This window comes from Pseudomonas sp. ML96, assembly GCF_000761545.1.
Taxonomy (GTDB): Bacteria; Pseudomonadota; Gammaproteobacteria; order Pseudomonadales; family Pseudomonadaceae; genus Aquipseudomonas.
The window spans coordinates 206,630-218,660 of sequence record NZ_JPMY01000012.1 but is presented as its reverse complement, the minus strand read 5'-3'; the positions used below and the strand labels follow the sequence as shown (position 1 = coordinate 218,660).

The window sequence follows — 12,031 nt, the reverse complement described above, 5'->3', positions numbered from 1 at the left end:
CCGGCCTGTCACGCCGGGGGTCGCGGGTTCGAGTCCCGTCCGCTGCGCCATATATAAAGCCTTGGTTAGACTGAAGACCGAGGCTTGAAGAAAACGACCGAAAGGTCGTTTTTTTTTGCCTGCGATTTTTCGCGTACAGGCAAAACCCTCCTCTATATACCCCGCAGCCGCTGAACTTATCCGCTTTCCGCGGCTCCTACAGTGCCATAGCCATTGCTCGTTGCGTGCTGCTAAGCTCGCCCTCTCTTTCTGCCCATCGGGGCTTCTACAAGGAACAAGCATGAAACAACATCGTCTTGCTGCGGCGGTTGCCCTGGTCGGCCTGGTTCTGGCCGGTTGCGATGCACAAACCAGCGAAGTGGAACTCAAGACCCCGGCGCAGAAGGCTTCCTACGGCATCGGCCTGAACATGGGCAAGAGCCTGTCCCAGGAAGGTCTGGCTGACCTGGACTCCAAGGCCGTCGCCATGGGTATCGAAGATGCCATCGGCAAGAAAGAACAGAAGCTGAAAGACGAAGAGCTGGCCGAGGCCTTCGCCTTCCTGCAGAAGCGCGCCGAGGAGCGCATGGCCAAGCTCAACGAGGAGTCGGCTCAGGCTGGCAAGAAATTCCTCGAGGAGAATGGCAAGAAGGAAGGCGTAGTGACCACCGCTTCCGGCCTGCAGTATGAAGTGATCAAGAAGGCCGACGGCGCTCAGCCGAAAGCCACCGACGTAGTGACCGTTCACTACGAAGGCAAGCTCACCGACGGTACCGTGTTCGACAGCTCGATCGAGCGTGGTAGCCCCATCGATCTGCCGGTCAGCGGAGTGATCCCGGGTTGGGTCGAAGGCCTGCAACTGATGCACGTGGGCGAGAAGTACAAGCTGTACATCCCGAGCGAGCTGGCCTACGGCCCGCAGAGCCCGAGCCCGGCGATCCCGGCCAACTCGGTACTGGTGTTCGATCTGGAACTGCTGGCCATCAAGGATCCGGCTGCTCCCGCTCAGTAACACCCGTCGCACTGGAAAACGCCCCGCTTGCCGGGGCGTTTTCGTTTGTAGAACCAGGCGGCGACTGGTCGGTCTGAACGAAGGTGACTGTGCTTGTGGTGTTACGGTTATGCACATTGCGCCGGTTACTTTCACCGTTCGGGCTGTTACAGCTTTCCTGAGCAATGCTCATATCGTAACCGGCTGATTTATATGGTTTTTTGCGTGTGAGCAAAAAGTGCCCGATCTGTAGCGAAGCCGCATGAGGTGGGCGTTTGGTAGAGTCATCAAAGAACTGTTCACAGGGTTATCCACAGCTATGGTGGATAACTGAATGCAGCCCAGCAGGCATGGGCGATAGCGGAGTTTGAGCCATGGCTTTTCCCTGGAATGCAGCGCGTTACCTTCGTCTGGCCAAGCAGATTCTGGCGCGTGGTCGACTGCCCGCTCTGCTGCTGGCGGTCGCTCGAAAAGGCGAGGGTGGTGCGCGCTTTGCCCGGCTACGCGGTGACCTGAGCTTGCTGCAAGGGCTTTGCGCGGCCTGGTGGCGGGGTGAGTATCGCGCCATCAATAAGCAGGCCCTGGTCGCAGTCGTGGCGGCCCTGGTGTATTTCCTCATGCCGCTGGACATGGCGCCGGATTGGCTGCTCGGCGTAGGCCTACTGGACGACCTGGCGGTGCTGGCCTGGGTGCTGCGCACCTGGGAGGGCGAGCTGCAGGCCTATCGCACCTGGCGCGAGGCGCAGGCGCCCGAAGTGCTCGAACGGGCCGAGGCGTTACCTACCCCCTGATCCCGCTTCCTGGTTGCGCGGGTGGCGCCTGTTCCCCTCATGGCGCCTCTCGGCATCTGTGTGGCTGCTGCCGACTCTTGTCTGACGAGTCAGCATGGGTCACGCTCTGCAGCTATCCGCGCTGTTAAGATGAGCGCCAGCAAGGGAGGTGCCGAGCGTCTCGGCACTGCTTTCCACGGAGAGCTGTATGAGTGTGCAAGTAATCACGCGCGATGGCGAAGCGGAGTACGCCGTGTTGCCTTGGGCCGAGTACCAGGCGTTGCTGCAGGCGGCCGGCCAGGCGCCGGCAAACGCCAGTGCTGCGCAAGCATCGAAGCCCAGCTCGCGCTTCGACCAGTTGGCCAGCCTGCGCGAGGCCAAGGGCCTGTCCCAGGCCGATCTGGCCCGTGCAGTGGGCATTAGCCCGCACTATCTGAACATGATCGAAACCGGCGAGCGTGAGCCGGATAGCGCGATCCAGCGCTCGCTGGCGCACGTGCTGGAAATCGGCGAGTGGGAGCAGCCGTCTTGAGCGTGCGCATCCAGCGCCAGCACTGGCAGGCCCTGCTCGGTGAGCTGGAGGACGCCCGCCGCCAGCGCCACCTGCTGACCTATCGCGCCCTTGTCGAGCGTCTGCAGTTGCCGACTCCGGCCATGCAGACCCTGACCGCCGCCTTGGAGCATCTGGCCGCCCTGGATGCACGCGCCGAGCGGCCGTTGCGCAGTGCCCTGGTGATCAGCCAGGGTGCCAGCCGTTTGCCGCGCATCGGCTTCTTCGAGTGCGTGGCGCGCCTGGGCCGCTTCTCCGGCCCTTCCGATGGCATCGCCGCGGCCTCCTGGCATGCGGCCGAGGTGGCTCGGGTCTTCGAATTCAGCTACCCCGAGGAGCCTTGATGCTCTGGCGCCTGCGCGCGCGGCTGGGCTACTGGCTGGCGCGGCGCCTGTTCCACTGGCGCTGGCTGATGCAACAACCGCGGGCCTGGCACTGGATGCAGGGCCAATACGCACGCATGGCCGCGTTGGAGTATGTACCGGCACAGAGTTTCTACGGTCATATTCTGCTGTTTCGCGGCCAGGGCTTCGGTGCTCGCGAAGAGGGCCTGCGCCTGCTGCGTCTGGCGGCGCAGGGTGGCGATGGCAAGTCGGCCTACCAGCTCGGCGTGCAGTGCCTGGCCGGTGACAGTCGTCAGGCCCCCGATGCCGCCGAGGCGGCGCGCTGGTGGACGCTGGCGAGCGAGGCCGGCCATCCGCTGGCGGCGCAGCGCCTTGCGGTGCTGTACCGCGAGGGTGGGCCGGGACTGCTGGCCGATCCGCTTCAGGCCGAGGCGCTATCCCGGCGCGCCGAGGCCCTCGGCTTCAAGCCGAAAGGCTGAGCGTATCGAGAATGTGCAGGCTGTAGCCGGGCACGTTCTTGGCGTGGCGCTTGGCTTCCGAGGCCAGGCCGGCGAGCTGACTGGCATCGAGCTGTGCGCAGTTCTGCGGGTGCAGATGAACCACGCCTATGGAGAGTGACAGCAGCGGGAATTCCTCGCGCTTGCCCTGGCGGTTGTGGCTGACGAAACAGCCGGCCTGCAGGTGCTCCTCGCGATAGAAGCGCCGGCACTGCGCCTGGAAATCTTCCAGTAGTTGATTGAGCCGCTCGCGCCAGTTGTCTGGCCCCAACACCAGCAGGAAGTCGTCGCCGCCGATGTGGCCGACGAAGTCGCGGCTGGGGTCGACCCGCTCGTTCAGGCACTGCGCCAGGCACAGCAGCACCTCGTCGCCACGGGCGTAGCCGTAGAGGTCGTTGAACGGCTTGAAGCTGTCGATATCCACATAGCACACCGCTGCCTCTCGTCCCTGTTGTAGCAGGCGGCCGAGGCACTGCTGGATCGGCACGTTGCCGGGCAGCAGGGTCAGCGGGTTGGCGTGGCGCGCCTGCTGGATGCGCAGCTCGGTGATCAGGCGCAGCACGTCGATGACCCGGCCCAGGCCGCGGTAGCGCCCCTGGCTGGTGATGATGAAGTCTTCCTCCATGCGTTGCCGTGCACGGCTGGTGAGCAGCCGGCTGACCTGCTGCAGCGACTGGCCGATGTCCACGGCGAGAAAGTCCGTGCTCATCAGGCGGCTGATCGGCTTGCGCGCGAACAGGTCGGTGGCGAAGGGCTTGAGCAGCGCATCGGACAGCGAATGACGATGGACGATGCCGACCGGCTGCTCGCTGGTATCCAGCACCGTCAGTGAGTTGAGGTTGGCCTGCGCGCGGAAGGCCTCCAGCACCACGGCGATGGGCGTGTCGCTGGTCACCGCCGGTTGCTCGTTGAGCAGCGCGGAGAGGTCGCCGCCATCCTCGCCGAGTGGCGTGCTGGTGCTGTCCAGGCGCGGCAGCAGTTTCTGCGCGTCGCGCGGTGGCTGTTCCTGGGGGCGGCAGAGCAGGTAGCCCTGGACCAGGTCGACGCCCATCTCGACCAGCGTCGCCAGCTCCTCGGCCAGTTCGATGCCCTCGGCGATCACTTGGGCGCGCGAAGCCTTGGCCATTTTCAGGATGGAGTCGACGAACTCGCGCTTCACCGCGTCCTGGTGGATGCCGTCGATGAAGTGGCGATCGATCTTCACGTAGTCAGGGCGCAGCTCCGACCACAGGCGCAGGCTCGAGTAGCCGGCGCCGAGGTCATCCAGGGCGATGGAAAAACCCATGGCGCGGTAGTGGTGCAGGGCGGTGTCGAGCAGGGCGAAGTCGTCGATTGGCGCCTGCTCGGTGAGCTCGATCACCACCCGGTCCGGGGCGATACCGAATTCCTGCAGCAGGCGCAGGGTGCGTCCGGGTTGGTGGCTGGCTTCCAGCAGCGACTCCGGAGAGACGTTGAGGAACAGCTTGCCGCTGAGTTGCTGGTCGCGGAAGCGGCGTAGCGCGCACTTGCGGGCGCTGAGTTCGAGCTCGCTCAGGCGGCCGGCGTTGCGGGCCACGCTGAACAGGGCGATGGGGGCGTGCAGGGAGCTGTTGGACGGACCGCGGGTCAGCGCTTCGTAACCGAGGATGCGGCGCTCGGAGAGGCTGATGATGGGCTGGAACAGACTGTGCAGGTCGCCGTGAGCGAGGATGGATTCCAGAGCGCTCAACTGCTCGGTGACGGTCATGAAGGTGTCTCGTTCTGCCAAAAGAAAAGGGGCCGGTATCGCTACCGGCCCCTATTTCACGACAGTCCGATGACTGTTTGATTACGCTCAGGCGTTAGTGCTTGGCCACGCGGGCTTCCAGGCCCAGGTAGTCGAGCAGGATGTGGCCGCTCTCGGTCAGGTAGGCGTCGTCTTCCGGCTTGGTTTTCTCCGGCTCGACCGGCGCTGCATCTTCGTCCTCGTCCTTGATCTCCTTGAGCAGCTCCTCGCCCTTGGCCTTGCGCTTGGCATTTTCCAGCGCCAGTTGCTTGGCCTCTATATCGGCGTGCTGGCTGCGGCGTGCCTGCTCGTTGAGGCTGACGCTGGTCTCGGCCATCAGCTTCTGCGCCAGGGCCAGGCGCTCGCGGGTGAAGACGAAGTCCGGGTTGCTCGCGGTGCGCGACTCGTGACGTGACTGCAGCTCGGCGAGGAACGGCTTGTAGGGGTTGCTGTCCGGATTCACCGCCGGCTTGATGCTATCCCACGGCATGGCCTCGGGCAGAGCACTCTCGCCAATCTGCTTGGTGTCGACGATGTTGGGGTAGGCGATATCCGGCAGCACGCCCTGGTGCTGGGTGCTCTGCCCGGAAACCCGGTAGAACTTGGCCAGGGTCAGTTTCAGCTCGCCATGGTTGAGCGGCTGGATGGTCTGCACGGTGCCCTTGCCGAAGGTCTGCCCACCGAGGATCAGCGCGCGATGGTAGTCCTGCATGGCGCCGGCGAAGATCTCCGAGGCCGAGGCGGACAGGCGATCGACCAGCACGGCCATTGGGCCGTTGTAGAACACGCCCGGTTCCTCGTCGGCCAGCACGTCGACGCGGCCGTCGCTGTTGCGTACCAGCACGGTCGGGCCCTGGTCGATGAACAGGCCGGTCAGCTCGGTGGCTTCCTGCAGCGAACCACCGCCGTTGTCGCGCAGGTCGATGACCACGCCGTCGACCTTCTCCTGCTTCAGCTCACCCAGCAGGCGTTTCACGTCGCGGGTAGTGCTCTTGTAGTTGGGGTCCTGGGCGCGGTAGGCCTTGAAGTCCAGGTAGAAGGCCGGGACCTTGATCACCCCGAGCTTGTACTCGCGGCCCTCGTGCTCCAGCTTGAGCACCGACTTCTGCGCGGCCTGCTCTTCCAGCTTGACCGCCTCGCGAACGATGGTGACCACCTTGCTGGTCTGGTCGTTCGGCGCGTTGCTGGCCGGGATCACTTCCAGGCGCACCTTGGAGCCCTTCGGGCCGCGAATCAGCTTGACCACCTCGTCCAGGCGCCAGCCGATCACGTCGACCATTTCCTTGTCGCCCTGGGCCACGCCGATGATCTTGTCGGCCGGCGCGACCTGCTTGCTCTTCTCGGCCGGACCGGCCGGCACCAGGCGCACCACTTTGACGTATTCGTTGTCGGTCTGCAGGACGGCGCCGATGCCTTCCAGCGACAGGCTCATGTTGATGTCGAAGTTCTCCGCGTTGTCCGGGGAGAGGTAGTTGGTGTGCGGGTCGTAGGTCTGCGCGAAGGCGTTGATGTAGGCCTGGAACACGTCTTCGCCACGAGTCTGCTCAAGACGCTTGCGCTGGTTGTTGTAGCGCTTCTGCAGCAGGTCCTGGATGTCCTTGGGTTCCTTGCCGGCAATCTTCAGGCGCAGCACCTCATCCTTCACGCGCTTGCGCCAGAGGTCGTCCAGCTCGGCCTTATCCTTGACCCAGGGCGCTTTCTCGCGGTCCACCAGCAGGCTTTCGTCGGCGTTGAAGTCGAACTTGTCGACGCCGGCCTTGAGCAGGGAGTCGACGTAGTCGAGGCGTTCCTCGGCGCGTTGCAGATAGGTGCGGTAGATGATGAAGCCAGGTTCCAGATCGCCGCTCTTGAGCAGGTCGTCGAACTTGTTCTGCCAGCGGTTGAACTGGGCGATATCGGCGGCAGTGAAGTAGCTGCGCGCCGGGTCGAGCATCTTCAGGTAGCCCTCGTAGATCTTCGCCGAACGGGCGTCGTCGAGGGGCGGCTTGTTGTAGTGATGGCGCTTGAGCAACTCCACCACGTTGAGGCTGGCGATCACCTGTTCGCGATCCGGTTGCAGATAGGCCCAGTTCTCCGCGGCGGCCTTGGCAGCGGCGGGCAGGGCGTGCAGGCCAAGGAGCAGGGCCAGGGCGGTAGCGGGGAGGAAACGCTGCATGTTGGTTCGACGCGAAGGCAGGTGATAACGCATATTAGGCCGTCTAGTAGAGCGCCAGGTTCCGTGTGGGCCAGGCGACAAAATGCAAAAGCCCGGCAACAGGCGCAAAGCCGCGTGCTGTCTATTGCCGGGGTCTCACTCACTATGGAGGCAGCATGAAGGCATTGCAAGGCGTCGAGGGGCAGTTGGAGTGGGGCGAGCGGCCGGCTCCTGTCTGCGATGTGGGCCAGGTCCGGATTCGTGTGGCGGCGGCAGGGTTGAACCGCGCCGACCTGCTGCAGCGCGCTGGGCATTACCCGCCACCGCCGGGGGCCAGCGACATCCTCGGCCTGGAGTGCTCCGGCGTGGTGGTGGAGGCGGGAGCCGGCAGCCAGTGGAAGGTTGGCGAGCGGGTCTGCGCACTGCTGGCTGGTGGCGGCATGGCCGAGGAGGTGGTGGTCGATGCTCGCCACGCCCTGCCGGTACCGGAGGGATTGTCGCTAGCCGAGGCGGCGGCGCTGCCCGAGGTGTATGCCACGGCCTGGCTCAACCTGTTCGAGCTGGCGGCGCTCAAACCCGGTGAGAAGGTATTGCTGCATGCCGGGGCCAGCGGCGTGGGTTCGGCTGCGATTCAGCTGTGCAAGGCGTTCGGTAATCCCTGCTGGGTCAGCGTCGGTTCGAGCGAACGTTTGGCCTATTGCGAAGGGCTGGGTGCCCAGGGCGGGGCGATTCGTGGCGAGGGGCTGGAGAGCCTGCGCGACTTCGGCCCCTTCGACGTCATCCTCGACCCGGTTGGCGCCAGTTACGCCGAGCTCAATCTGCAGCTGCTGGCGCTCGACGGGCGCTGGGTGAACATCGGTCTGATGGGCGGCAACAAGGCGAGCCTGAACATGGCGCTGCTGCTCGGCAAACGCATTCAGCTAACTGGCTCGACCCTGCGCAATCGCGATGAGCAGTTCAAGGCCGAGCTACTAGCTAGCCTGCAGCAACATGTCTGGCCGCTGTTTGCCGAGGGGCGCCTGAAGCCGCAGCTGGAGCGGACCTACGCCCGCGGGGATGCCGAGGCGGCCTTCGCCGAGCTGGCCAGCAACCAGGTGGCCGGCAAGCTGGTGCTGTTGGTCGACGACAGCCTGGTTTGACTCAGCGCCAGGCGAGGATGTCCCAACCCTCGCGCTCGGCGTGCGTGCGCAGGGTCTGGTCTGGATTGACCGCGTGCGGGTTGGCCACCTGCGACAGCAGTGGCAGATCGTTGCGCGAGTCGGAATAGAAGTGCGCGCCGTCGAGGCTCTCGCCCTCAGCCTCTAGCCAGTCCTGCAGGCGGGTGACCTTGCCCTCGCGGTAGGTCAGCACGCCCGTGGTCTTGCCGCTGTAGCAGCCATGCTGCAGCTCGCAGTCGATGGCCAGCACTTCCTCTATCCCTAAGCGTTCGGCGATAGCGCTGACCAGGAAATGGGCCGAGGCGGAGATCACCAGCAGGCGGTCGCCGGCGGCGCGATGGGCCGCCAGGCAGCGCATGGCATCGCTGAAGATGATCGGCTCGATCAGGTCCTCGACGAAGGGGCCGGCAACGAACTCCACTTCTTCCGGCGTGCGGCCTACCAGCGGCGCCAGGGTGAAGGTCATGTAGTCCTCCATCGACAGCTGGCCGTCACTGTAGAGTGCCATCAGCTCCTGCTCGCGGGGCACGAACGAGTCGCGATCGACCCAGCCGAGGTCGGCCATGTGCGCGGCCCAGATCGAGGCGCAGTCACCGTGAATCAGGGTTTCATCGAGATCGAAGATCGCCAGGGCCATCAGGCCACCTCCAGGGCGGTATAGGGGGAGGGGGCGTCGTGCCCCCAGTCAGAGTCAGGCCAATTCGGCGCTGGCGTAGAAGGCGCTCAGCACGCGTACCAGGTGGGCCAGGTCGTGGCTGCCGGCCAGTTCGCGGATGGAGTGCATGGCGAAGGTCGGCAGGCCGATATCCACGGTACGCACGCCCAGCTGGCTGGCGGTAATTGGGCCGATGGTCGAGCCACAGCCCATGTCGCTGCGCACCACGAAGCTCTGTACCGGCACCTCCTCGGTCAGGCACAGGTAGCGGAAGAAGCCGGCGGTCTCGCTGTTGGTGGCGTAGCGCTGGTTGCTGTTGACCTTGATCACCGGACCGGCGTTGAGCTTCGGGCCGTGGTTGCCGTCGTGCTTGTCGGCATAGTTGGGGTGCACGCCGTGGGCGTTGTCCGCCGATACCAGCAGCGACTTCTGGATGATCCGCACGAAGGCGTCGCCTTCCGGCAGCACGCGGCGCAGCACCTGCTCGAGGAACGGGCCGTCGGCGCCGCAGGCCGAGCAGGAGCCGATTTCCTCGTGGTCGGTGCAGACCAGCACGCAGGTTTCGTCGCCTTCGGCTTCGATCAGTGCCTGCAGGCCGGCGTAGCAGGACAACAGGTTGTCCAGGCGCGCGCCGGCGATGAAGTCCTGGCTGAGGCCGATCACTGCGGCGCCCTGGGTGTCGTAGAAGCTCAGTTCGTAGTCCAGCACCGCGTCGGCGCTGATGCCGTGCTCTTCGGCCAGGCGGTCGGCGAGCAGGGCGCGGAAGTCGGCACGATCATCACCGCTGACCTGGGCCAGGATCGGTGGCAGCTCGTTCTGGGCGTTGATCGCCCAGCCCTGGTTGGCCTCGCGATTGAGGTGGATGGCCAAGTTGGGGATCACGGCGATCGGCTGCTGGAAGTCGATCAGCAGGCTCTGCACCTTGCCGCCCTCGCGGAAGGTCACGCGGCCGGCCAGCGACAGGTCGCGGTCGAACCAGGGGGCGAGCAGGGCGCCGCCGTAGACTTCCACGCCGAGCTGGAAGAAACCGTGGCGCTGCAATTCCGGCTGCGGCTTGACGCGCAGGCACGGGCTGTCGGTATGCGCGCCGACCAGGCGCATGCCGCCTTCCAGCGGCGCGCGGTTGCCCAGGCGGAAGGCGATGATCGAGGAGTCGTTGCGCGTCACGTAATAACGCCCGCCCGGCTCGGTATGCCAGGGCTCGCGCTCGTCCAGCGGACGGAAGCCGGCGGCATGCAGGCGCTTGGCCAGGCTGCGGGTGGCGTGGAAGGGGGTGGGCGAGGCCTTGAGAAAATCGATCAGGCCCTGGTTCAGCTCTGCGCGCATAACGGACTCCGGACAGCGATGGCGCGAGTTTATCGCACTGGCGCCAATCGCCGTAGAGCCTCTGCTCTCAGAACGGCGCCGGACACTCGAAGCGCAGGCGCTCGCCGCTGGTGGGGTGGGTCAGGCTGAGCATGCTGGCATGCAGGCACAGGCGCTCATGGGCGGCCAGGGCCTCGTCGTGGGCGTAGAGGCGGTCGCCGAGCAGCGGGTGGCCGATCGACAGCATGTGCACGCGCAGCTGGTGCGAGCGGCCGGTGATGGGGGTCAGCTCCACGCGGCAGTACTGCTCGTAACGCTCGACCACGCGCCAGAAGGTCAGCGCGTGCTTGCCCTGCTCGTGGTCGACCACATGGCGCGGCTTGGTCGGTGGGTCGTAGCGCAGGGGCAGGTCGATGCTGCCGCTGTCGAGTTCCGGCTGGCCCCAGCACAGGGCGGTGTAGGCCTTCTCGGTCTCGCGGTCATGGAACTGCCGCGACAGCTCGCGATGGCTGTCCGCGTCGCGGGCCAGCACGATGATGCCGGAGGTTTCCCAGTCCAGGCGATGCACGATCAGCGCCTCGGGGTAGCCGTTCTCCTGCAGGCGGGTCACCAGGCAGTCCTTGTTGTCCTCGGCGCGACCGGGCACTGAGAGCAGCAGGGTGGGCTTGTTGATCACCAGCAGGGCATCGTCCTGGTGGATGATCTGGATATTCGACAGCGGCATGGCGTTTCCACAAATGACAACGGCGGCCGAGGCCGCCGTCGTGCTTACCCAGCGCCGATCAACGATCCGGCAGGGTGATGTTGAGTTCCAGGATGGAGCAGCTGCCCTGGTTTTCCAGTGCTACGTGTACCTGGTCCTGCTCGATCTTGACGTACTTGCGGATCACCTCGACCAGCTCTTTCTGCAGTTCCGGCAGGTAGTCCGGCTGGCTGCGCTGGCCGCGCTCGTGGGCGACGATGATCGACAGACGCTCTTTCGCGATCGACGCAGGGGTTTCCTTTTTGCGTTCACGAAAGAAGTCGAAAATGTTCATTAGCGCGCTCCAAACAGGCGTTGCATGAGTCCTTTCTTCTGCACGTCGAGGAAGCGATGCGGCACTTCCTTGCCGAGCAGACGGTCGACGGCGTCACTGTAGGCCTGGCCCGCGTCGCTCTGGTCATCGAGGATGACCGGTACGCCCTGGTTGGATGCCTTGAGCACGGCCTGGGACTCGGGGATCACGCCCAGCAGGTTGATGGCGAGGATTTCCTCGACGTCTTCCACGCCGAGCATTTCGCCCTTGGTGACGCGCTCCGGGTTGTAGCGGGTCAGCAGCAGGCGCTCGCGGATCGGCTCCTGGCCTTGTTCGGCACGGCGCGACTTGCTGGCCAGCAGGCCGAGCATGCGGTCGGAGTCGCGTACCGAGGAAACTTCCGGGTTGGTCACGACGATGGCTTCGTCGGCGAAGTACATGGCCATGTGCGCACCGGTCTCGATGCCGGCCGGCGAGTCGCAGATCACGTACTCGAAGTTCTGCGACAGCTCTTCGATGACCTTGCCCACGCCTTCTTTGGTCAGCGCGTCCTTGTCACGGGTCTGGCTGGCAGCCAGCACGTACAGGTTCTCGAGGCGCTTGTCCTTGATCAGGGCCTGGGTCAGGGTTGCTTCGCCGTTGATCACGTTGACGAAGTCGTACACCACGCGGCGCTCGCAACCCATGATCAGGTCCAGGTTACGCAGGCCCACGTCGAAGTCGACGATGACGGTCTTGTGGCCACGCAGGGCGAGGCCGGTGCCGATGGCGGCGCTGGTGGTGGTTTTGCCCACGCCGCCCTTGCCGGAAGTGACTACGAGGATCTTGGCCAAGGTGATTTACCCCAAGTGTATGAAAAGAGGGCAATTCCGAGCCGAAAACAGTGGCT

General features: G+C 64.9%; 13 protein-coding genes. 6 read left to right on the top strand and 7 right to left on the bottom strand.

Annotation, left to right across the window (positions count from 1 at the left end):
- Positions 1 to 280: 280 nt before the first annotated feature.
- The 5 genes from IP89_RS10675 to IP89_RS10655 all read left to right on the top strand — a co-directional run bounded on the left by IP89_RS10675 (position 281) and on the right by IP89_RS10655 (position 3,113).
- Positions 281 to 991, top strand: coding sequence for an FKBP-type peptidyl-prolyl cis-trans isomerase (locus IP89_RS10675; RefSeq protein ID WP_043309463.1), 711 nt, complete (start codon positions 281 to 283; stop codon positions 989 to 991).
- Positions 992 to 1,344: 353 nt separating this feature from the next.
- Positions 1,345 to 1,761: a DUF1232 domain-containing protein gene (locus tag IP89_RS10670; protein ID WP_043309462.1), complete on the top strand. Its 417-nt coding sequence runs from the start codon at positions 1,345 to 1,347 to the stop codon at positions 1,759 to 1,761.
- A gap of 187 nt (positions 1,762 to 1,948) precedes the next feature.
- The gene (locus IP89_RS10665) at positions 1,949 to 2,272 is read left to right on the top strand and encodes a helix-turn-helix transcriptional regulator (RefSeq protein ID WP_043309461.1); all 324 of its coding nucleotides are present in this window, start codon (positions 1,949 to 1,951) and stop codon (positions 2,270 to 2,272) included.
- Positions 2,269 to 2,634: a hypothetical protein gene (locus tag IP89_RS10660; protein ID WP_043309460.1), complete on the top strand. Its 366-nt coding sequence runs from the start codon at positions 2,269 to 2,271 to the stop codon at positions 2,632 to 2,634. The genes IP89_RS10665 and IP89_RS10660 overlap by 4 nt, the downstream gene beginning before the upstream one ends.
- Positions 2,634 to 3,113 carry a sel1 repeat family protein gene (locus IP89_RS10655; RefSeq protein WP_043309459.1) on the top strand — a complete coding sequence of 160 codons (480 nt, stop codon included), beginning with the start codon at positions 2,634 to 2,636 and terminating at the stop codon, positions 3,111 to 3,113. The genes IP89_RS10660 and IP89_RS10655 overlap by 1 nt, the downstream gene beginning before the upstream one ends.
- On the opposite strand, the gene IP89_RS10650 is transcribed toward IP89_RS10655, so the two are convergent.
- Positions 3,097 to 4,857: a bifunctional diguanylate cyclase/phosphodiesterase gene (locus tag IP89_RS10650; protein ID WP_043309458.1), complete on the bottom strand. Its 1,761-nt coding sequence runs from the start codon at positions 4,855 to 4,857 to the stop codon at positions 3,097 to 3,099. The genes IP89_RS10655 and IP89_RS10650 overlap by 17 nt on opposite strands.
- 94 nt (positions 4,858 to 4,951) lie before the next feature.
- The gene (locus IP89_RS10645; RefSeq protein WP_043309457.1) at positions 4,952 to 7,030 is read right to left on the bottom strand and encodes a carboxy terminal-processing peptidase; all 2,079 of its coding nucleotides are present in this window, start codon (positions 7,028 to 7,030) and stop codon (positions 4,952 to 4,954) included.
- A gap of 155 nt (positions 7,031 to 7,185) precedes the next feature.
- Here IP89_RS10645 and IP89_RS10640 point away from each other — a divergent pair, with 155 nt between their 5' ends.
- Positions 7,186 to 8,148 carry an NAD(P)H-quinone oxidoreductase gene (locus IP89_RS10640; RefSeq protein ID WP_043309456.1) on the top strand — a complete coding sequence of 321 codons (963 nt, stop codon included), beginning with the start codon at positions 7,186 to 7,188 and terminating at the stop codon, positions 8,146 to 8,148.
- A gap of 1 nt (position 8,149) precedes the next feature.
- On the opposite strand, the gene IP89_RS10635 is transcribed toward IP89_RS10640, so the two are convergent.
- From IP89_RS10635 to minD, 5 genes are all read right to left on the bottom strand, one after another.
- The gene (locus tag IP89_RS10635) at positions 8,150 to 8,803 is read right to left on the bottom strand and encodes an HAD family phosphatase (RefSeq protein ID WP_043309455.1); all 654 of its coding nucleotides are present in this window, start codon (positions 8,801 to 8,803) and stop codon (positions 8,150 to 8,152) included.
- 54 nt (positions 8,804 to 8,857) lie between these two features.
- A complete protein-coding gene (locus IP89_RS10630; RefSeq protein WP_043309454.1) occupies positions 8,858 to 10,147 on the bottom strand; it encodes a M18 family aminopeptidase in 1,290 nt (429 codons plus the stop codon).
- Positions 10,148 to 10,214: 67 nt separating this feature from the next.
- On the bottom strand, positions 10,215 to 10,850 hold the full coding sequence (locus IP89_RS10625; protein ID WP_043309453.1) for an RluA family pseudouridine synthase: 636 nt from the start codon (positions 10,848 to 10,850) through the stop codon (positions 10,215 to 10,217).
- Positions 10,851 to 10,908: 58 nt separating this feature from the next.
- Complete coding sequence (minE, locus tag IP89_RS10620) at positions 10,909 to 11,163, bottom strand: cell division topological specificity factor MinE (RefSeq protein ID WP_043309452.1); 255 nt, start codon at positions 11,161 to 11,163, stop codon at positions 10,909 to 10,911.
- A complete protein-coding gene (minD, locus tag IP89_RS10615; protein WP_043309451.1) occupies positions 11,163 to 11,975 on the bottom strand; it encodes a septum site-determining protein MinD in 813 nt (270 codons plus the stop codon). Before minD ends, minE begins: the two co-directional genes overlap by 1 nt.
- Positions 11,976 to 12,031 lie beyond the last annotated feature (56 nt).